Here is a 23035-nt window from a genome sequence, read left to right as displayed (position 1 = left end):
TTATTCATGTCGGAATTTATTACGTCAGTAACTAGAATGATTTCAACGGGGGTTTGACAAGTAATACTTCAAGTCATTTTTTCGCCCCAGTCTGTTCCTTCGCCTTTGCCTTTCTCGTTCTTATCTTTTCACCCGGGCGTTGCCTTCCCAGATGCTCCAGATCATTTCTTCGTCGGCGGGTTGAGCATAGTCGGTCAGGAAGGTGGTGGCCATGGCTCCGGTGGCCCATCCAAACTGAGGCCATTTTTCGGCATCCCAGCCCTTCAGAATTCCGTAAAGCAAGCCGCCAACAAAGCCATCGCCTCCGCCAATGCGGTCTAATACGTTGATGGTTCGGGGCTCAATAACTTGCCAGTTGTTTTCACCTTCCAGCATAATGGCGCCCCACAAATGTTCGTTGACACTAACGACTTCGCGGAGCGTAGTGGCAAAAACGGAAGCGTTGGGGAAGGCTTCTTTTACCCGGCCAATCATGCCTTTAAAGCCTTCAATCTCAGCTTCAATTCCTTTACCGCCAGCTTCAGGACCTTGAATGCCCAAGCAAAGCTGAAAATCTTCTTCATTGCCGATCAGTATATCTGATACGGATGCAATTTCGGTAAAGTTTGCGCGTAGTTCCTGCTCACGACCTTTCCAGAATGAAGCGCGGTAGTTCAGGTCGAAGGAAATGCGGGTGCCGTGTTTTTTGGCTGCTCGCGCAATCTCCAGGCAGAACGCGCTTGTTTCGGGCGACAAGGCCGCAATTAAGCCGGAAAGGTGGACGATTTGCACGCCTTCTACTCCAAAAATACGCTCCAGGTCAAAATCCTTCACATTCAGGGTGCGTCCTACTTCACCCGCCCGGTCGTTTTGTACCCGTGGCCCGCGAGAACCGTAACCACTGTCGGCAATATTAAACTGGTGGCGGTAACCCCACGGATCGCTCTGGGGCACTTCCGGCCCTTCGTAGTCCATGTGGCGACTTTTTAGGTTGCTTTTTATGAATTGGGCAATGGGGCTTCCTTTTACAAAGGTGGTGAGTACTTTAACTGGCAAGCCAAGAAAAGAAGCGATGCTGGCCACATTGGTTTCAGCACTGGTGGCCTGCATTTTAAAGGTGTCGCTGGCGTGTACAGGCTGACCGTTGATTGGGGTGATGCGCACCCCCATGCTTGTAGGGACCAATAAGGAATATTGACAATTATTTTTTAGTTCGAGACTCATACTGTAGATTATTAGATATTAGAGACTAGATTGTTAGATTTTTTATGATTAGATAATTAGCCATTAGGTGATCAAAAAATGACCAATAATAAAATTATACGCCTCCAAAGGCGCTGTAGCCTCCATCAACCGGGAGTACGATTCCGGTGATAAAGCGGGAGATGTCGGAAATTAGAAAAAGCGTGGCTCCCTGTAAATCTTCAGGTTCGCCAAATTTACCCATGGGTGTGTTGTCTATGATCTTTTGTCCGCGAGAGGAGAAGTTGCCCGTTTTTTCATCCATCACCAAAAAACGGTTTTGATTGGTAATGAAAAAGCCCGGGGCAACGGCGTTAACGCGAATGCCCATTTTGGCAAGATGCACTGAAAGCCATTCGGTAAAATTATTGACCGATGCCTTCGCAGCGGAGTAAGCCGGAATTTTAGTCAAAGGCTTATAGGAGTTCATGGAAGAAATATTCAGAATGACTCCCTTCTTGTTTTTCAGCATGTCTCGGGTAAACACCATGGAGGGAAGCAGTGTGCCTTTAAAGTTCAAGGCAAAAACCTTGTCGAAGCCGTCCATCTCCAATCCGTAGAAAGTATCTTCCAAATTGTCAAGATTTTCCTCTAATAGCTGTTCTACTTTGGTTGTAGCAGAAGGATGGTTACCTCCGGCGCCATTGATCAGGATTTCAACAGGCCCCAGTTTTTCTTTGATTGCTTCATTGGCTTTTTCAAGCGAAGCCTTATCCAATACGTTAGCCTCAACGCCGATCACTTGGGCATTAAATTCGCTGGCTATTTCAGCGGCTACTTTTTCTGCCCGGTCTTTTTGAATGTCGGCAATCGCAATTTTAACACCCACCGAGGCCATGGCTTTTACCATTTCAAGTCCGATAACGCCGGCGCCACCTGTAATGACACATACTTTGCCGCTTAGGTCTTTAAAACTAATTGGTTCCATAATTATTTGTATTAAATTCCTGGTAGAAATCCAGGTTTTCTTTCGTTATAATATCGATTGAAGTGTAGTTTTCCGAAGCCACTGTTTTCTTCAGAATGAGATGTTGAAACAGGGTGATAATTGCTTGATGGCCCTGCTCTTCCGGACGTTGACAGATTAGGAAGTCGACAATGCCGTTTCTCACAAATTTGGAGTTGTTGGGTATTAAATCATGGCCTATCAGGCGAAGATCCGGAATGGGATGTGCTTCCAGAAATTCGGCAATTTTGTAAACCCGCGAATTGGTTACAAAGATTCCTTTTACGTTTCCAATTTTTTGAATTTCATTTTCGAGTTGAATAAAAGAATGATCAGCGGCCGCATCGTTGATTTCAACAGTAACTATTTTCCTGTCCGATAGGGTTTTCTTTTCCTTGAAATAGTTGTAAAAACCCATTTCCCGCTGCATTAGGTGGTTTTGATTGTCCATTTCTTTGGCCACGTGAACTACCAGAATGGCCGCATCAGTTGGAACCGAGAAGTCGAGTAGTTTAGCCGCCAAAGTTCCACTTTGAAAGGAGTTTTGTCCAATGTAGCTTAATTTACTACTGTCTTTGATGTTCGAGTCGATGAAGACAAAAGGAATATCACGTTCTTCCAGTTTCTGGATAAACGCCTTGGATTCGCGCGAAAAGAAAGGAGCCAGCACCACGCCGTCGTAAGGTTTTTCCAACAATCGCTCCGCTTTGGCTTTAAAGTCTGCCGCATCATTCTGTTTAAATTGATGAATTTCAATTTCGATGCCGTATTGCTGAATTTCATTAAAAGCCCGGCTAATTCCAATTAGCGGTTTGTTCCAGTAAGCTTCTTCTGTTTGTGGTTCGGGGACTATTACTCCCAACGAATACACTTTCTTGGAGGCCAGCGTGCTCGCCAGTATATTCGGGTGGTAGTCGAGTTCTTCAATGATTTTCATGATTTTATCGCGTGTGGCTGGTGAAACCTCGCCACGCTTATGAATTACCCGGTCAACCGTGCCGATGGATACATTGGCCTTTTCGGCAATGTCCTTAATTCGTATTCTTCTTGTCGGTTTGATAACTTTCCTTTTTTCGTTAAACATATCTTAATCCAACAAAGCTATGTAATTTTTCCTATATTCGTGTGCGAACACGGTTAAAAGTATTTTATAACATTTTTCGATTGATTTTTGATTTTTTCTATGGCTGAGAACAAGAAATGATCTATTTTCGTGTGCGAACACGGAGGGCTTTTTTCACTGTTGACAGACTGCGTTAGAATATCAATTAAAAATATAGATCATGAAATTAAGTAAATATAGTTTTGGTGTTGGCGATCGTTTTTCGTACCAGGGTGAAGCTCAGTTGAGAGCAATTAGCAAGGCCAATCAAGCTGGGATCGATGTAAGTCCGGTTTGGAATAAATCAAACCGCGAGCACGGTATTGTTAAAACAGTTCCGGTTGATGTACGTTTGGAAGCTGATGCTGCCGTGAAAGCTTTGGGCTGGAATAAACCGTACTTTGTGGATGCCGACCACATCAACCTGACTACGGTGGCTCCTTTTGTTGAAGTATCTGACTTTTTCACCCTTGATGTGGCTGCTTTTATCGGAAATGAAAGCTCAAAAGAAGCCATTGAGGCTTTTCTGGCTTCGAGCGAAAAATACAAGGGAGCCCTTCAAATTCCGGGCATTGCACAGCCTATAGAAGTGGATGAAGAGTTGTTGATTGCTATTGCCGGCAAGTTTTTAGCAGCAACCGATCAGGCAGCTAGCATTTATCAGTACCTGGTAGAGAAGAAAGGGGTAGGTAAGTTTATTACCGAGGTGTCGATGGATGAAGTGGATTTGCCACAAACCCCTGTCGACCTGTTTTTTACTTTGAAAATGCTGGCAGATAGAAAAGTGTCGGTACAAACGATCGCGCCTAAGTTTACCGGGCGCTTTAATAAAGGAGTGGATTACGTGGGTGATTTGGATCAGTTTGCCAAAGAGTTTGAAGAAGATGTGCTGGTTATTGATTATGCGGTGAAGGAATTTGGTTTGCCGACTGATTTGAAACTGAGCGTCCATTCGGGCAGCGATAAGTTTTCAATTTACCCGATTATGGCTGATGTCATTAATAAATACGATAAAGGGCTGCATGTGAAAACCGCTGGAACTACTTGGCTGGAAGAAGTGATTGGACTGGCAGTGGCCGGAGGTGAAGCGCTAGAAGTGGCCAAAGAGATTTATACCAGCGCCTTGGGGCGTAAAGAAGAGTTATGTGGCCCGTATGCCGATGTAATCGATATTGACGACGCTCAGTTGCCCTCTGCCGATGAAGTGAATGGGTGGACGAGCGAAAAATTTGCCAACACGCTTCGACATATTCCTGGTCACCCGGATTACAACCTGAATTTTCGCCAACTAATTCACGTCGGGTACAAAGTTGCTGCCGAAATGGGAGAGCGTTATTATTCGTTGTTGGAGAAAAATGCAGATGTGGTTGGAGCCTGCGTAGAAGAAAATATCTATGATCGCCACTTGAAACGGTTGTTTAATTTGTAGTAGCAGTTTGAAGTGTCTGGAATTGATCGGCTTTATTTAACGAAGGTTAATTCCAGATTCTTCATAGATTAAAATGCCTTTTGCTTAAGAAGTGCAAGAATTTGAATTGGTGTTAAATCTGGATGTTAGGTTATGTTCGACCAGAGTTGTCGATATTCTTTTGGGGTTTTGCTCGTGATTCCTTTAAAAGTGCGGTTGAAATTTGAAATATTGTTAAACCCACATTCAAATGCAACTTCGGCAATACTTTTATCGGTTTGTGAGAGTAATTTGCATGCTTCGGATATTCTTAATTCATTGATGTAGTTGATGACTGTTTTTCCTGTTTTGCGTTTAAAATAGTTGGAAAATGCAGAAATACTCATGTTGAATTTGCCGGCAATATCATCAAGGGTTAATTTTTGTGTGTAATTTTTGGCTATAAAGTCAAGGGTTTGGGTCACTCGATTTAGTGAGCTCTCTTTGTCAATATTTTGAAAGGCAGAAGATGCCAATAAGCTGTAATTTCTATCTGAAGCAAGATTATGTAGTATCGTTAAAATGGACATTAAACGGTGGAATCCATGTTTTGCATCAGGTAATTGGATTAAGGCTTTTCTGTTTTTAAGGGCTATCTTATTCGAGAAAGCAATGCCACGTTGCGCAAGCTTTAGCATGTTCGAGATATGCTGAAGGTCTGGGAAACGATTAATCTGCTCAAAAAAATCCGATCCAAACTGGATTACAACTGCTTTTACGGCGTGCGTGGGGAGTTTTTTCATGAAAATTTCATTGCTTTGCCAAGTATGGGGGAGTTTGCTACCCACCAATACCAAATCTCCTTCCTGAAAAGGCTCTATTGAATCGCCAACATATCTTGTTCCGTAACTTTCTTCTATATAGATGATTTCATACTCGTCGTGAAAGTGCATGGGCATCATAAAATGCTGGCTTTTATTCCAACGAGTGATAACCAAGCTTTCGGGAGCAATAGATACTTTCTCATATAACATCTCCATGGCTGATGTTTTTTGTTTAAATGTGAAAATAGTATAAAAAATCGAAAGGATCGTACTTGAATCCGATTGTCTTGTCGTTTAAGTTTGTTCGGTTACTAATTGAATGTGTAAGTGTGTGGGAAGTAGGATAAAAAACAGCGTCAGTCGAAGTTTTGTAAGATCTCGATTAATTTGGGAGATACTTAAGGCTTTGGGGAGCTGTTTTTTTCTATATGAATGAACTTCAATTTAATAGGGGGGATTGTCAAAGTTGAATACACTGAACGAAAAGGAGTTGTTGTTAAAGCTATCTGGTGGTGATCAGCTGGCTTATGGAGTTGTGTTTAAGTTGTATTATGACCGCTTGTTTTATTTTGCACTTCATTATTTGAATGATAATGAGATGGCCCGTGATGTTGTTCAAGATGTCTTTTCCTGTATTTGGGAAGATTATGCCAGGTTTTCTGAGATAAAGAATCTCTCTTCTTGGTTGCATACTTTATGTAAAAATCAGTGTTTGAAAAAGATTGAGCATATTAAGGTTATACAAAAACATGCAGATGCATTAAAATACAGTCAACTGCTCATTACTCAGGGAGCACTTAGTGAATTGGATACTTCGCCTGTGGCCTTTAATGAAATTAGTCATATTATTGATAAGACATTAGAGCAGCTTCCCAAGCAGACAAGACGGATATTTGAGATGAGTCGCAATGAGAATAAGAAGAATCGGGAAATTGCAGAAGAATTAAATATCTCGTTAAAAACAGTGGAGGCCAATATTACAAAAACGCTCAAGTTGCTTCGAAAATCTCTTCGTCATTATCTTCCGCTTGTGTTTTTCTAATCTAGCTTGTCCTTTTTAACGCAGCTTCTTGTAATTGTAGAAATAGCCATGTTTCTGTATGGTGCTGTGAATTAGTGTTATCGTGTTTTTTAGATGGAAAATGTTTTTTCGATAGGGTAATTTGACTTTAACCGTACTTACTTACAAATACCGATTCATGAACAAAGAAAAATTAAAACGATATACATTAAATCAAATTTCAGATCCCTCAGAATTAAAAGAAGTTATTCAGTGGATCGAAGCATCACCCGAAAATAGAAACGAGTATAATCGACTCAAAAATGCATGGGCCTATGCTTCTTTTGCAAATTATGACGACTTGGCAGGAAGAGGTTTCGAGAAACGCCCCATCGTACGAATGATTCCTCTTGATATGATTAAATATGCGGCAATTTTTATTTTAGCTTTTATCGGAGGAGGGGCGTCAATCTACCTGATAGAAGGTAATGCAAATCAAAAATTTGCTGTTAACGAGGTAATTGTTCCTTTGGGCGAAAATGCTGAAGTAATATTGCCTGATCAAACACATGTTTGGCTGAATTCAGGTACCCGTTTGAAATATCCATCGAACTTCAATGGGAAGAATAGAGATGTTGAATTATTGGGAGAAGCTTTTTTTGACGTAGAACATAATGCAGATCGTCCTTTTCATGTGATTACTGAAAATATGACCGTGGAGGTTCTTGGAACTCAGTTTAATGTTGAGGCTTTGGATAATAGGGAAGAAGTAAATATTACACTGGTTGAGGGGAAAGTGAATCTACAAACAAACAAGGGGAAGCCTATAGCTGAATTAAAGCCCAATCAGAATGCAGTCTATAATTCCATAAGTAAAGAATTAAATGTGAAGGCTGTTGATGTTGAGTTTTATACCTCATGGACAAAGGGAATCATGCTATTTAAAGAAGAAAAATTGAACGATATAGCGGGGCGCTTAGAGCGCTGTTATAATGTTGTTATTGAGTTTGACGATGAATCTGCAAAAGAGATTAAATTTTCCGGATCGATACTAAGAAGCAAACCAATTAATCAAATTCTTGATATTCTTGAATTTACTTCAAACTTAGAATATACGATTACCATAAGACATGAAGAACCGAATATAATTCATTTAAAAAAGAAGCCTATGTGAAATAAAAGGGATCGGAAAATATTGGAAGTATTTCCCGACCCCGTTAATTAGAGTTTAATCTTCTGCCCGAAGATTTGTATTAATTTCTAACATTTCAAATTTATGAAAAAAACTTTTAATTGTTGCAACCGATATAGGTTGTCGAAATTCTTACGTATTATGAGAATTACTGTTTTTATTTTTTTCCTGGCACTTATGCAAACATTTGCGGGAAATGCCTTAGGCCAGCGAACAAAACTGAGTTTAAGTATGAAGAATCTTTCGATTGTCGAACTTTTGGAACAGATAGAAAATGAGACTGACATTCATTTTTTCTACCAAAGTGAAGACATCGAAAACAAGGAGCTTCTGAGTATTGACGTTGAAAAGAAGACTGTGAGTGAAATTCTGGACACTTTTCTCCCTAAACTAAATCTGAAATATGAAGCCTTTGATAAATACATTGCGATTTCAGAAGCCGATGCTAATCCGACTAATTTTTTACAACAAGAAATTGATGTAAAAGGAAGGATAAAGGATGCTTCAGGTGGCTCCTTGCCAGGAGTTTCCATTGTGATTAAAGGAACAACTACGGGAACGATTACTGATTTTGATGGAAATTTTAATTTATCAAACGTTTCGGCTAAAGCAACGCTTGTATTTTCATTCGTGGGAATGAAGACCGTTGAAATTGAGGTTGCAGGACAATCATCTTTCAATATTACGATGGAAGAGGATGCCATTGGCCTGGAGGAAGTGGTAGCGATTGGTTACGGGGTCGCCAGGAAAAGTGACCTTACCGGAGCGGTTGTGAAAGCCGATATTGAAGCATTCCGTGAGCAGCCCAACATTAATATTGTGCAGTCTTTACAAGGTTCTGTTCCTGGTTTGAATGTTGGTATTACCAATGATGCCGGCGAGAGTCCTGGTATACGTATTCGTGGTTACAACTCGATAAGTGGAAGTACTTCACCGCTAATTATTCTTGATGGCGTAATCTATCGAGGTCCAATCGGGGAGATCAACCCTGATGATGTCGAGTCGGTGGATATTCTGAAAGATGCTAGTTCTGCTGCTATTTATGGATCAGAGGCTGCCAATGGGGTGATGATCATTACCACAAAAAAAGGACAACGAGGGGAAAAACCACAGTTTAGTTACTCTTCATATTATACCATTCAGAATCCTGCGAGCCGGTTAACACCTCTCGACAGGGAAGGGTATATTCAGAAAGTGAAAGATGTATATTGGCAGGAGAGTCGCATGGGAGATGATTATTTACAAGTAAATCCCGATTTTGACGTGGCGTTAAAGTTTGGTCACTCCGGTGTGAAAAAATATTTTGACGACGGTTATGATACCGATTGGTATGGCTTGATCGCCAACGATCACGGCCATATTCAGAACCACAACCTGAGCGTTAGCGGTCAGACTGAGCTTACCAACTATTACCTGTCAAGTTCGTTTACTGAGCAGGAAGGGTATATTATCAACGACAAGTACAAGAAATGGACCGTTCGGGCCAACTTCGAAAACCAGATTACCGACTGGATGAAACTCGGCTTACAGTCTTATGTTACCTCTGCAGATAACAGTGGCGTATCTCCTGATATGCGTACCGCTTACCTGCACTCTCCTGTCGTAACCCCATACGATCCGGAAACAGGCAAATTGGATTATTTCCCACAGGCCGGTTCTATTACGAATCCGCTACAGCGCCTCGAAGTAAAAAATTTGAGCAAGCGTTTAAATTTGTTTGCCAATTTTAATGGAGAGATCAAGTTGCCCTTTATACAAGGTTTGAAGTATCGTTTTAACTTCTCGCACAATTATCGTACGAGTCGCAATTTTGGGTTTAATCCGGCTGGAGAAAACTTTACCGGAAGTGCTAATAAAGACTATGGCACTGCCTACGACTGGACTTTCGATAATATTCTGAATTACTCCAGGGTTTTTAATGATATTCACGATATTTCTGCAACATTTGTGTATGGACGCGAGTCACGTGAATATGAGGGGACAGAATCTTCTTCCGGAGTATTTGTTAATCCTGATTTGGGATACAATAAGCTGGAAGCGGGTTCAGTTGATAAAATGCGGGTTAACTCGGGAGCCTGGGAGGAAAACAGTTTGTACTCCATGGGGCGTCTGCAATACAAGTTTGATAACCGCTACTTGGCTACCGTTACGGTTCGGAGGGATGGATTTTCGGGATTTGGAGAAGACAACAAATTTGGAGTCTTTCCGTCAGGAGCATTAGCATGGGTGATGAGTGAAGAAGATTTTATGCAGCCTATCGATTGGATCAATTTCCTGAAGCTGCGTGCCTCATATGGTGAAACCGGAAACAGAACTGTTGGTAGGTATTCTACACTGGCTACCGTCAATTCCGACAATTCATATGTGTTTGGCGATGGAGGTTCTCCGGCCATTGGAATTGCTATTGGTAGGTTACCCAATAGGGAATTGAAGTGGGAAACCACTACTGGTCTGAACCTGGGGATTGATTTTAGTTTGTTAAATCAGCGCCTGCATGGTAATATTGAATATTACGATACTAAAACATCTGACATCCTATACAACATCAATATTCCAACTATTGATGGATTTAGTTCAGTTACAACCAATATTGGTGAAGTGGCTAACTGGGGAGTGGAAGCTTCTGTTACTTCATTGAATGTAAAAACTCCTGATTTTAAATGGGAGTCAACCCTGAACTTTTCATTGAACCGCAATGAAGTAGTTTCTATTTTAGGAAAAGATGATGATGGAGATGGTAAAGAAGATGACCTTGTTTCCAATGGCTTGTTTATTGGAGAGTCACGTGGAGCTATTTATAGTTATGTGATTGATGGTATCTACCAGCTTGGAGATGAGGTGCCCAGTGGCTATAATGTGGGTGGGTATCGATTGGTTGATCTTTCCGGACCCGATGGAGTTCCCGATGGAGAAGTGTCTGCAGCTCATGACCGGGATATCATTGGTTATACCGTACCCGCGTATCGATTCAGTATTCAAAACCAGTTTAGTTACAAAAACTGGTCGTTGCGTGTATTTGTCAATTCAATTCAAGGGGGTAAGAACTATTACTATGGCAACAATACCCCTTATGTTGGAGCATGGTCTGGTGGTGACAATATCACCAACTGGAACATTGTCAAAGAGTGGGACTATTGGACACCCGAAAATCCGGGAGCTGAATATCCTGCATTGGAATATGTTGCCAAAATACGCCCCAATACTTATAAGCAGAGAAGCTTTGTACGTTTGCAGGATGTTTCGTTGTCGTACAAGTTCGACAAACAGCTGTTTAAAGGATATATTAAAAGCCTGAAACTGTATGTCAGTGGAAAAAACCTGCATACCTGGACCAAATGGAAAGGCAATGATCCGGAACTGGGAGCTGGCATTAGTGACGGCGCAGTCAATCCGGTGTTAAGAAGTTATTCTTTAGGTGTCAACCTGCAGTTTTAATCTTAAGAAAAAATACAGATGAAATATTTAAAATTTTTATTCGTTGTTGCGATCTCGTTGCAATTGTTTAGCTGTGATGAGATGGAGGTGCTTAAAGAGGTGCCATTGGATTTTTACAGTCCTGAGAACTCTTATACCAAACCAGTACATATAGAAACTGCGTTGAATGGCATATATGGTTCTGTAAGGGGTTTTTATAATGGACATGAAGGTAGAGAAGATATTCACCTTGGAACCGACTTGGCTATGGGAGGAATTAATCCCGCAACAAGGGCATTTGGGGATTACCCCTCCTCATTAACGCCTACTTCAGGAATTGTATCTAGCAGATGGGGAGATATGTACCGGGTGATTTATCTGAGTAATGTGATCTTGAATCGGATTTCTGATATTGAGTATCTAACGGAAGATGAGAAAAACGAGCATATTGGTGAAGCACGGTTTTTCCGTGGTTGGGCTTATCGTACTTTGGTTTTCTTTTATGGTGGAGTGCCTATCGTAACGGAAGAAATTAGCTCTCCAAAAAGGGACTTTGTGCGTAATAGTAAAGAAGAGGTTCTGGCTCAATGTGTAAAAGATTTTTTATTTGCAGCGACTAACTTACCTAAAATATCGGATGTAGCTGCTGAAGGACGTTTGTGTCAGGCGGCAGCGAATCATATGCTCACCGAGATCTATCTAGCACAAAAGGATTGGGATAACGCCATTGCCGCTTCATCCAAAGTGATTGATGATCCTAATTTTTCCTTGATGACAGAACGCTTTGGTGTTAAGGCTGATCAGGATGGAGATCCTTATTGGGATTTGTTTCAGCGGAACAACCAGAACCGCTCGGCAGGTAACAAGGAAGGAATTTGGGTTATTCAAATAGAATTTGATACTCCAGGTGGAGGTGGTTCCAAAAACCACTGGAGTGCACAATCTCAATTTGAGCGCTTTATTGTGCCACTCTACTGGTATTTAAAAGACCCGGACGGGGTCAATGGGTTTGTTGGACCAACATCTAAGAATGGTGGACGTGGAATTGGGAATGTCAGACCTACAGATCACTATATCTATGAAATCTGGCAAAGTGATTGGGACAACGACCTTCGAAACCACAGCCGCAACATACAGCGCGATTGGGTCTTTGATAATCCCAATTCAGCTTATTATGGTCTGAAAGTTAGTGAAAACCTCGATCTAAGTAAAAATGACACGCTAAGATGGTTCTTTGCTTATCCAACAAAGTTGACCACTAAAGGAGATCATCCTGCAGAGGTGATTCAGGACCCTGCAACAGGTGTTATGTTTGGATCAGCCGGGGCAACTTACCGGGATCGTTACATGATTCGTTTGGCCGAAACGTACCTGCTGCGTGCAGAGGCATACTTGGGAAAAGGTCAAAAAGATAAGGCAGCTGACGACATTAATAAGGTGCGTGGCAGAGCCAACGCTACACTGGTAGCTGATGGAGATGTAGATATTGATTATATTTTGGATGAGCGGATGCGTGAACTAGACTTTTTTGAACAGCGTAGACTTACATTATCTCGTTTAGGAATGCTTGTAGAGCGTACCCGGGAATATAATCCGTATAGTGGCGAGACCATTGAGGATCATAATGGGTTATATCCAATTCCTTACAGCGAAATTGAACGTAACTCGGAAGCTGTTTTAGAGCAAAACCCGGGTTATGTAAACTAATTGATACTTAGAGAGCTAAAGTCTTGAAACCTTATTTTTTGAGGTTTCAAGGCTTTTTTATATCTCGGAGTATAGCAGAGCGGTATTCAATTAGTTTATGAAGCAGGTAAACTAGAAGGTAGTCAAAGGATATCAGTATTAAAATGATTCCTTATTATTTGAGATTGAGAATTTTCTTCATAAGAATACTTACCAAACCAGTTTTATAAAAAGCAATGAGCCCTTTTTTAAAGATACTATTTGCATTAATTCTAGTTGTTCAGTTTTTTAGTTGCCAAAAAGAAGAGTTAAACATAGCCAAAGAGGTTGTTGGAAAACACAAAGTAGCTTTTACCCAATCGCCAAAAAAAATTCCTGTTCCTTATTCTGTGGATGCGCCGATGCTAGGGAATGGTTTTACCGGAGTGGCGATTTCGGGTCAGCCGGAACAACAGGTTTTTCACATTGCCCGAAATGATTTCTGGAGATTGAAAAATGGGTATAACGAATCCTTCCCTGCAGTTCTGGGTAAAGTGAAAATTAGTATTCCGGCATTGAAGGATGCTTCTTACCTGATAGAACAAGAATTATTTGGGGCAAAAACCTTTTCGAAATTCTCAAAAGCAGGGCAGGAGGTATTGTTCAAGACTTTTGTTTCTGCGACCGAGGATTTAATGGTGCTGGAAATAAGCCTTACTGGAGAAGATAAATTGTCGGGCACAGTCAACCTTCAACTTCCGGACAGAAATGATTTTGTTGAAAATCCTCCTCTTGATTTGGTTTTTCCGGCAGTAACTGACAGTGGAAAAACGACAAATGGAATTTATTATATTTCAAGAGCGTTTAAAGAAGATGTTGATATTCCAACACAGGCAACCTGTGCATTAAATATTATCGGAAGAAACTCAAACAGTTTCGAATTATCACAAGGAAAAACGGTAACAATCGTGTTGGCTTTTTCGAGTAATTTTAAAAGCAATGATTGTTTGCAAGAAGTAAAAAACCGACTTGCAGGAATAGACAATAAAGAAATTAAAGAGATTGAATTGAACCATGAAGCCTGGTGGGCAGATTTCTGGTCTAAGTCCTATATTGACATTAACGATTCAATTATAGAGAAACAGTATTACCTTTCCAATTATAGCATGGCTAGCTTCAGCCGGGATAAAGATTTCCCCCCTTCTATTTTCGGAACCTGTATAACCAAAGAGCGTCCCTATTGGAATGGGGATTATCACTTGAATTACAATCATTTTGCACCTTTTTACGGACTTTTTTCTTCCAATCACATTGAGCAGGCTACTCCTTGTATAATCCCGCTTCTTGCCCAAAAAGAAAGGGGTGAATATTACTCTAAAAAGATTTGTGGGATCGATGGGGGAATTATGTTGCCAGTGGGAATAGGTCCCCAGGGTATCGAGACCACCAGGCGTAATGAATTGATGGAGAAATTTAGACATTATACCAAGGACGGAAATGAAGAAGAAGGTGGATTATTTTTCGGACAAAAAAGTAACTCCGCTTACTGTGTGGTAAATATGGCTATGCAGTTTTATCACACCTATGATCTGGAGTTTGCTAAAATGGTTTATCCTTTTGTAAAAGGTGTTGCTACTTTTTGGGAGAACTACTTGACTTTTGAAGATGGTCGTTATGTGATTTACAACGATGCCATTCATGAAGGAACAGTTGGTACCAAGAATCCAATTCTCTCATTGGGATTGGTTAGAATGGTTATGCAAACGGCCATTGACATGAGCAAGGAGTTGGAGGTAGATGCGGAGCGCACAGACAAATGGCAATATGTAATGGATCATTTATCTGATTATTCATATCAGGAGCGTGACGGGAAAAAAGTCTTTAGATATACGGAGAAAGGAACAGCCTGGTGGGGCGACAATACACTGGGTGTTCAACATATTTACCCGGCAGGGCAGATTGGTTTGGATAGTGATCCTGAATTGCTTCAGGTTGCTCACAATACGATTGATGTCATGCAACGCTGGATCGATTTCAATGGTTCTAACAGTTTCTTCCCGGCAGCAGTGCGTGTGGGATATAATCCGGATACGATTCTAACAAAAATGCATAAATATATCGAACATACTTATCCCAATGGTTTTCAATTAAACAATCCGCATGGAATTGAGAATTTTAGTACCGTACCAAACACCATCAACGAAATGTTATGTATGGGGCATGGCGGAGTTCTTCGTGTTTTTCCGGTGTGGCCCAAAGAAAAAGATGCCAGCTTTCACTGTCTGAGAACTTATGGAGCTTTTCTTGTGTCGAGTGAACTAAAAGAAGGACAAGTGAGCTTTGTAAAAATAATGAGCGAAGAGGGGAAAACTTGTATAATAGTGAATCCTTGGCCCGGAAGCAAAGTGAAGGTATACAGAAATGGGAAGGATTCAGAAATACTAGAAGGTGAAAGATTCTTTTTATCGACAGAAAAACTAGAAAATATTACGCTTAAAAAACAACTTTAATTATGATAGTAGTTAGAATACTTGTATTGATTTGCTTTTTCATGGGCTGGGGATTGGTTCCCGGGAAATGTCAAACTGGCGACTTGGACGATTACAACATTATCTGGACTGAACAAAGCAAGAACAGCAGCGAATCGATGCCGCTTGTCGGTGGTGATATTGGTTGTAATGTATGGGTAGAAAATGGAGATTTACTGTTTTATATACAACGCAGCGGGAGCTTTAGTGAAAATGGAGAGTATTTGAAATTGGGCCGTGTGCGGTTGCAGCTTCAGCCTAATCCTTTTTCAGAAGCAGGTTCTTTCAAACAGGAGCTTAAACTGGAAGAGGGTTATGTGCAGATAAACGGCAATACAACAGTAGCAGGAAAGAATATTCAAACTCAAATACGACTTTGGGTAGATGTGCACAGTCCGGTTGTTCATGCGGATATCGATTCGGATGTTCCTGTTGAAGTAACTGCATCATATGAAAGTTGGCGCACGGGAAGTAAAGAACGTAAACCTGGCGGGTACGGCGAACGTTGGGGGATTTTTAGCCTTGAGGGATATCCGGGAAAAGTAATCAGTCATAAGGATGAAATTGATTTTAATAGGAAAGGGATCTTGTTTTATCATCGTAACCCGAAGGATAAATTAATTCCGGATGTATTGATAAAGCAGCAGGGGCTGGAAGCATATCAGGATCAGATTGTCGATGATATTAGAAACCGGACTTTTGGCGGATTTGTTGCCGGTAAAGGATTTATTCCTGCTGGTACGGAAGAAGGTAAATATGTGTTAACGCCATACAAGGCATGGAAGTTAAAGAGTGAGAAGCCTGCAAAGAAACATCAGCTAATTGTTGTTACTCATATTGACCAGTCTGAGAATCTTGAAGTGTGGAAGAATGGTCTTGACCAGCTTGCAGACAAAACCTTAACAAACCATAAGAAAGCTTTGAGGGCAACTGTTGATTGGTGGAAGGAATTTTGGAATCGCAGCTGGATTAAGATCATGCCTGACAATCCGGATCCTTCGAATGAAATATGGCAGGCAGGCAGGAACTATCAGCTTTTTCGTTATCAGTTAGGTGGAAATATTTCTGGTGAATATCCCACAAAATTCAACGGTGGAAACCTGACTTTTGACCCAGTATTGGTAGATGAACAGCGTGCCTATGATCCAGACTGGCGAGCATGGGGAGGGGCCATATTTACAGCCCAGAATCAACGCCTGCTTTACTGGCCATTGCTTAAGACCGGGGATTTTGATGTTATGACCCCTCAATTCGAACTTTATCGTAAAGGTCTGGGCGGCGCTGAAGCAAGGGTGAAAAAAAACTTTGGGCACAAAGGATCAATCTTTAGCGAATATATGAATGTCCCTGGGTTAGCCTTTGGTGCTGGCTACGGTTGGAAAGGAGAGAGCCATCGAAAACGAGGAGAGGAAATTTCATTCGGCGATTCCCGGGCAAATGCTCTTCGTGGGTATAGTGATCTGGTTGAAAAAGGAGTGATGGCTAACTCTGCGGTTTCGTATCATTGGGAATCACAGGTAGAGCATGCTTTCATGATATTAGAATATCACCGTTACTCAGGAGCAGATATCTCTGCATATATCCCGTTCATTAAATCTGCCCTGATTTTTTTTGATGAACATTATCAAAAGCGCCAATTAATGCGAAATGGTAAAGCTTTGGATAATAATGGGAAGCTAGTGATTTATCCGTCCACATCCTGCGAATCGTACCGGGGAGCAAAAAATCCAAGTGATCTTATTGCGGGACTGCAGGCCTGTGTTAGCTCAATCTTAGAACTTGATGGTGATTACTTTACCCAGGAGGAGAAAGAGTATTTTCGTGCTTATTTGAACCGAATTCCGTCATATTCATATGAGGAGATTGAGGGAGATAAAGTTTTAAAGCCTGCAGAATCATGGGAGAGATATCAGAATGTGGAATGTCCGCAATTTTATCCATTGTTCCCTTTCAACCGCTTTTACTTGGGAAGAGATGATATGACAGTTTTTCAAAACACCTGGAAGCATGGAAAATTCCCGAAGGATATGGTCATAAGTTGGCATCAGGATGGCATTTTTTATGCTCGAATGGGTTTGCCAGATAAAGCTGCAGAGTACAATGTAAAGAAAATGAAAGATTCTGACCGTAGGTTTCCTACTTTTTGGGGCCCGGGGCATGACTGGGTACCAGATCATAACTGGGGTGGATCAGGAATGATCGGATTACAGGAAATGCTGATGCAATGTTTCAAGGATAAAATCTATTTACTCCCTGCCTGGCCCACAAATTGGGATGTTTCGTTTAAGTTACATGCCCCCAATAAAACAGAGGTCGAGGTCGAGTACATTAATGGAGAATTTAAAAAAATACATGTAAGCCCTGCGGAAAGGAGAAAAGATGTTGTATTACCCCAATTAGTTCGAGATTAACTAACTGGCTATGGTGTAGAGTTTGTAGTGAGATAAAATAGCAATATGAGGAATAGTGTGAGTTGCGGGATGAATAGAATTATTAGAGAGTCTTATATCTCCGGGTATTAGCGATAAGTGTCAATCTAAAGTTTCAATCTTCAGTCATGTTTTAGTGCTTGTTAAATAGGGGGAATTCATTACATTTGTACAGAACAGTACAGAACAGCTTGACTCGTATTTAGAAGATTGTTATTCGAAGAGAAATAGTTGCAGGGGAAAAAGGTAGGAATTACCGACTCTTGGAGTTTTGGGAGAAAAGGGTTGATCTATAAAACGCTTAATCAGAGGACTATGGTTTTAAGAATGAAAGAAATTGGTGTGTTATTGTTGCTTGTTTTAATGTTTAGTGGTTGTTCTCAAACAGATACACTTAAGAAAGAAACCTATTGCAATCCAATCGATTTAAACTACCGTTTTAGGCCGGAAAAAGCTGAAGTGTCGTATCGCGAAGCAGCCGACCCTTCAGTCGTTTACTTTAAAGGGAAGTATTACCTTTTTGCATCAAAGTCAGGAGGTTATTGGAGCTCTGATAATTTGGCTGAATGGGATTTTATTGCAAGTACTGGCTTGCCAACAGAAGATTATGCACCTGCTGTAATTGCCATTGGTGATACGCTATATTTTGCAGCTTCTTCGACATCAAAACGCCCCTTGTTTAAAACAACAAAACCTGATTCAGGGGTTTGGGAAATTGCAAATCCTGAGTTCCCATTTCCTGTTTGGGATCCAGCGTTTTATCAGGATGATGATGGACGGTTGTATTTGTATTGGGGGTGCTCACCGAAGAATCCGCTTTATGGCATAGAACTCGATTTGAAAAATCAGCTCAATCCCATCGGTCAACCAAAGATAATGTTGGACAGCGATACGGCCGATCATGGTTGGGAATGCCCCGGTGAAAACAATGAAAAAGACACTTCCCCCTGGCTTGAAGGGGCCTGGATGAATAAGCTTAATGGTAAATATTACTTGCAATATGCTGTTCCAGGAACTGAAGTGCGTACTTATGCTGATGGATATTATGTTGGTGAAAGTCCATTGGGACCTTTTATTTATTCGCCTTATAGTCCGTTTAGCCGGCGAACTGGTGGTTTTGCAACCGGTATTGGCCACAGTTGTACCTTTCAGGATAAATACGATAACTATTGGCATGCTACCACCATGGTGATCAGTGTAAAGCACATGTTCGAACGTCGCTTGTGTATTTTTCCTGCTGATTTTGATCAGGATGGAGTATTGTTTACTCGTACAGCTTATGGCGATTATCCACACTATATCCCTATAAAGGAGAGAGATTTAACGAAACAGTCTGATTTTACCGGTTGGATGTTGTTGTCGTACAATAAACCTACAAAGGTTTCCTCGCAATTGGAAGGTTATGAGTCGCAGCAATCAGTAGATGAAAATGTGAGGACTTATTGGGCAGCAGAGGGGGAAAGTGATGAATGGTTGGAGCTTGATCTTCAAAAAAGGAGTCGGATCAATGCTGTTCAAATCAATTTTGCCGAACATGAAACTTCCATTTATGGACGGGAGCAGGGGATATACTACCAATATAAAGTAGAATACTCAAAAGATGGCAAAAAATGGCAGGTGTTGTTAGATAAAAGCCAGAGTAAAGAAGATACTCCTCATGCTTATCATCAACTTGAAGAAGAAATAGCTGCACGCTACCTGAGGTTGTCGGTATTGAAAATGCCGGATGGAAAGGTAGCTGTATCAGGATTTCGTGTATTTGGGAATGCCTTTGGTGATTTGCCCGGAACAGTGAAAGGACTAAAAGTGCAAAGAAACCCTCAGGATGAGCGGGAAGTGAATATATCGTGGGATGATGTTAAGAATGCTCAGGGGTATGTGCTCAGGTATGGAATTGCGCCCGATAAACTGTATCAGTCAGTAATGCTTTATAAGCAGAATGACATTACACTAAAGAGTCTGAATAGAGGAATGAACTATTATTTTGCAATAGAGGCATTCAATGAAAGTGGTATTGCTGAGCTTAGTGATATCGTTGTTGGAAAGTCAAATTCGATAACCCGAAAAGAACAATAACACAGGTTAATCTGGACTTTAGACGAATTGTAGCCAATTGGGTCTAAATGCACATCGCAAGAATAAAACAAGCCAAACCTGAAAGGAAGAATACTTGAGAGGTCTGTTTTATATGTCTTTCAGGTTAGGTTGATTATAAAATGGCTGGATTGATACCGAAAAGGAATAAAAGTAAAACAAAGATGGAAAGCCTGATTAAAATACATATAGAGTTGACAGATAACCATCCAGCTATACTATGGGCAAAATCTGAGTCTGATGCTGTGAATGCAATCGGGCATGTAGGTACACATATGGACTGCTATACAAAGCAACCCAAGAAAAAGGAATATAAGGTGTCGGCAGAAGTAATTGATTGCCGCCAGCACATGCCTACGATGAAAGATCTAGCCCTTTATAGTTTCAAAAATAAAGCGTTAGTGCTTTATACTGGAGCTATGGCGCAGTACAATTATGGAACAAAGGAGTATGGCGAAGCACAAACATTTTTAGATGAGCATGTACTTGAAGCCATACTGGCTGATGCCCCACAGTTTATTTTAATAGATGGCTGTGGTATTGGTCAACATGGAGAAGAGCATATTCGTTTTGATAAAAGATGTGAAGATCATGATTGTTTTGTGGTGGAGAATATATGGCTGGAGGAACCTTGGGCTAAACAAATACGAGCTATGGAGATAAAGATTAAACTGGCTTCGGAATCAACAGGAAAGCCTTGTGAAGTATATGCACAGGTGACTGATTGAGGATCGTTTTTTATGTAAATAAATTCTAGAGTAGGGATATCAGATATTCATATAATAAAAGTCTATGAAAAAGATAGTAGGATTTGCACTATTGTTTTTAATTAATTTGAGTGTTATCGCGCAGGTTAATATTTATGTGTCACCTGTTGGCAATAACAATGATGCAGGCAGTAAGGAACAACCGGTGGCTACCATTAAGCGGGCTCAGGAACTAGTGAGGGAGTTAAAAGCTCAAGATGGTTTGCCTGATAAAGGTGTCCGTATAATGATTGAAGCGGGAGAATATACCTTAGATGAATCACTGGTTTTTACACCAGAGGATAATGGTGAAAAAGATAAACCGGTCATTTTTCAGGGAGCTGAACCAGACGGTGTGTTCATCACTGCCGGGCTAAAAATCACTAATTGGAGAAAGGTGAAGAATAATCACTGGGTAGCCTCCGTGCCGGAAGTAAAAAGTGGTGATTGGTATTTCAGACAGTTGTTTGCTGGAGAGAAACGGCTGACTCGCGCCCGGATTCCCAATACCGGATTCTTAAAAACAAAAGGTCCACTCTCTAAATATGCTGATATTGTTGGGAAATATACCTGGAATCAGAAAATGCGAGAAGAACAGCCGGGGCAATATTGGGAAAGCCGGTGTGGTTTTCAGTTTAATAAAGGCGATATTCAACAGTGGGAAAATTGGGATGAGGCCGAAATCTTAACTTATCACAGCTGGGAGAGTTCCTGGCAAACCATACGCGAAATAGATCCTGTAAAGCAGGACGTCCATTTTAATTCGCCTTGTCGTTATCCCATTGGCACCTTCGGAAAGGAAATGCGCTACCGCGTTGAGAATATTCCGGCCGCTATGGATCAGCCGGGAGAGTGGTACCTCGATGGGAAGAAAGGAGAAGTGCATTACCTGACTGCCGAAGGCGAAGATCCGAGTACGATGGAAATTTATGCTCCCTACCTGAACGAGTTCATGTCATTCCAAGGGGATTCATTGAAGAAAGTACAATACCTTTCGTTTAAGAACATCAGCTTTAAATATGCCCGTTACAATTTAGGTATTTACGATATGACTCCGCAATGGCCCCAAGAGATTAAAAAAGGGCTGCCACAATTCCCCAATCATCCAAGAGGCGGCTATACCGATGCACAGGCGGCACCAAGGTCAGGTCAGGCGGTGGAATTAGTGAACGCTGAGCACATTCAGTTTGAGAACTGTCGTTTCAATCATGTGGGTGCCTATGCAATGAGAATTGGTGAACGTTGCTTTAATATCAAACTGCAAGGTTGTGAGATGTTTGATCTTGGAGGTGGTGGTTTGTTATTGGGACGTCCCGATCGGAATGTGGTGAAAGATCGTATTCCTTTTGACCTGGCACCGGGTTACAATATCATTTCCAATTGTTACATCCACGATGGTGGCAAGGTGCATCCGGCAGCTGTTGGATTGTGTGTGATGCAAAGCCACAATAACCTGATTGAACACTGTGAGATTGGCTATACCGGAAACAGTGGTATCAGTAACGGTTGGTGTTGGACCGATCATGTGGAGACGTATAATTTTAATAACCGCTTTATTGGTAATTACATCCACCATACATCTCAAACGATGGGAGACGCCGCTGGTTATTACAACAATGGAGCCAGCCGGGGAACCATATTACAGGAGAATTTTATTGACCAGATTGTGAAAGGCCCTGGCGTACATGGTGTGGTGGATGGAATGGGCATGGACTCGCACAGCCGATATATTCATTTTGAGCGTAATGTAATTGGTAAAACGAGTGGTAAGGTAACTAGTTTTGCCCGTCAAACAGGTCCATGGAATTTCACTTGGAAAGATAACAACTTTAACTGGGATATAGAACGTCCTGTTTTTGCTCATAGCCCAGAACTCGATCATAGCGAATTTACGATTGTTGCAGATTTTAAGCTTCCATCTACTTTTTTGGATTTGAGTGGATGGACCGAACAACAATGGGTACTCAGTAAAAATGGGAAGTCAGATACTGATGGTTATTACGGAATGCTCGTTGAAGGAGGCAAAGCTATTGCATATCTCAATGTGGGAGGAGGTAAAGAAAACAATCACCAGTTGGTTATCGAAAATGAATTGCAAGAAGATGCGCAAAACCGTTTTGCCATTAGTTATGATGGTAAAATATTTCGCTTCTATGTTAATGGCGCTGTGGTAGAAAAGAAAATCGCAAAAACAAGAAAGCCTGGTAATGGAAAGTTAGTTGTGGCACATTTGGGAGCCAATTGTCTTCGATATAGTGTTGATCAGTTGCTGATTTTTAATGAAGCCATCAAAGATAAAAAAATGGGTGCACTAACCCCTGAAAGTACAAATTTGACTTTTCAATGGGAGCAGCCTCAGCTTTCCGGAGCAAAGGTTGATTTTGAACAAATTAAGAAAGAGGCTGGCATAAAAGCACCTTATCGCACTTTTCTGAAAGTAGCTATACAATAAGAACCTATCAGAATAATCCTAAATAGCAACAAAAC

Annotated in this window: 14 protein-coding genes; 10 read left to right on the top strand and 4 right to left on the bottom strand. The window is 41.1% G+C overall.

From position 1 onward, the window contains the following. Positions 1-120 precede the first annotated feature (120 nt). The 3 genes from ACUNWA_RS07620 to ACUNWA_RS07610 form a co-directional block, all read right to left on the bottom strand. Complete coding sequence (locus tag ACUNWA_RS07620; protein WP_445591299.1) at positions 121-1203, bottom strand: PfkB family carbohydrate kinase; 1083 nt, start codon at positions 1201-1203, stop codon at positions 121-123. 94 nt (positions 1204-1297) lie between these two features. Then, on the bottom strand, positions 1298-2149 hold the full coding sequence (locus ACUNWA_RS07615; protein ID WP_445591298.1) for an SDR family oxidoreductase: 852 nt from the start codon (positions 2147-2149) through the stop codon (positions 1298-1300). After that, positions 2136-3251, bottom strand: a complete 1116-nt coding sequence (locus ACUNWA_RS07610; RefSeq protein ID WP_445591297.1) for a LacI family DNA-binding transcriptional regulator — start codon at positions 3249-3251, stop codon at positions 2136-2138. Before ACUNWA_RS07610 ends, ACUNWA_RS07615 begins: the two co-directional genes overlap by 14 nt. A gap of 199 nt (positions 3252-3450) precedes the next feature. Here ACUNWA_RS07610 and ACUNWA_RS07605 point away from each other — a divergent pair, with 199 nt between their 5' ends. Further along, positions 3451-4698 carry a tagaturonate epimerase family protein gene (locus ACUNWA_RS07605; RefSeq protein ID WP_445591296.1) on the top strand — a complete coding sequence of 416 codons (1248 nt, stop codon included), beginning with the start codon at positions 3451-3453 and terminating at the stop codon, positions 4696-4698. 125 nt (positions 4699-4823) lie between these two features. Here ACUNWA_RS07605 and ACUNWA_RS07600 read toward each other — a convergent pair whose 3' ends face one another. Beyond that, positions 4824-5696 (bottom strand): AraC family transcriptional regulator, encoded by an 873-nt coding sequence (locus ACUNWA_RS07600; protein ID WP_445591295.1) that lies wholly within the window; start codon positions 5694-5696, stop codon positions 4824-4826. Between the two features lie 250 nt (positions 5697-5946). Here ACUNWA_RS07600 and ACUNWA_RS07595 point away from each other — a divergent pair, with 250 nt between their 5' ends. From ACUNWA_RS07595 to ACUNWA_RS07555, 9 genes are all read left to right on the top strand, one after another. Then, a complete protein-coding gene (locus tag ACUNWA_RS07595) occupies positions 5947-6522 on the top strand; it encodes an RNA polymerase sigma-70 factor (protein ID WP_445591294.1) in 576 nt (191 codons plus the stop codon). Positions 6523-6679: 157 nt separating this feature from the next. Further along, entirely contained in the window at positions 6680-7654 is a 975-nt protein-coding gene (locus tag ACUNWA_RS07590) for a FecR family protein (RefSeq protein WP_445591293.1), read from the top strand. A gap of 249 nt (positions 7655-7903) precedes the next feature. Next, positions 7904-11107: a SusC/RagA family TonB-linked outer membrane protein gene (locus ACUNWA_RS07585; RefSeq protein WP_445591292.1), complete on the top strand. Its 3204-nt coding sequence runs from the start codon at positions 7904-7906 to the stop codon at positions 11105-11107. A gap of 18 nt (positions 11108-11125) precedes the next feature. After that, positions 11126-12793, top strand: a complete 1668-nt coding sequence (locus tag ACUNWA_RS07580; RefSeq protein ID WP_445591291.1) for a RagB/SusD family nutrient uptake outer membrane protein — start codon at positions 11126-11128, stop codon at positions 12791-12793. Positions 12794-13008: 215 nt separating this feature from the next. Beyond that, a complete protein-coding gene (locus tag ACUNWA_RS07575; RefSeq protein ID WP_445591290.1) occupies positions 13009-15261 on the top strand; it encodes a glycosyl hydrolase family 95 catalytic domain-containing protein in 2253 nt (750 codons plus the stop codon). Between the two features lie 83 nt (positions 15262-15344). Then, positions 15345-17690 carry a DUF5703 domain-containing protein gene (locus ACUNWA_RS07570; RefSeq protein ID WP_445591289.1) on the top strand — a complete coding sequence of 782 codons (2346 nt, stop codon included), beginning with the start codon at positions 15345-15347 and terminating at the stop codon, positions 17688-17690. A gap of 333 nt (positions 17691-18023) precedes the next feature. Beyond that, the gene (locus ACUNWA_RS07565) at positions 18024-19784 is read left to right on the top strand and encodes a family 43 glycosylhydrolase (RefSeq protein ID WP_445591288.1); all 1761 of its coding nucleotides are present in this window, start codon (positions 18024-18026) and stop codon (positions 19782-19784) included. 182 nt (positions 19785-19966) lie between these two features. Beyond that, positions 19967-20530, top strand: coding sequence for a hypothetical protein (locus ACUNWA_RS07560; RefSeq protein ID WP_445591287.1), 564 nt, complete (start codon positions 19967-19969; stop codon positions 20528-20530). Between the two features lie 64 nt (positions 20531-20594). After that, the gene (locus ACUNWA_RS07555) at positions 20595-23000 is read left to right on the top strand and encodes a right-handed parallel beta-helix repeat-containing protein (protein WP_445591286.1); all 2406 of its coding nucleotides are present in this window, start codon (positions 20595-20597) and stop codon (positions 22998-23000) included. Positions 23001-23035 lie beyond the last annotated feature (35 nt).

It is taken from the genome of Sunxiuqinia sp. sy24 (assembly GCF_052677165.1).
This window is presented reverse-complemented; position numbering and strand designations above follow the sequence as displayed.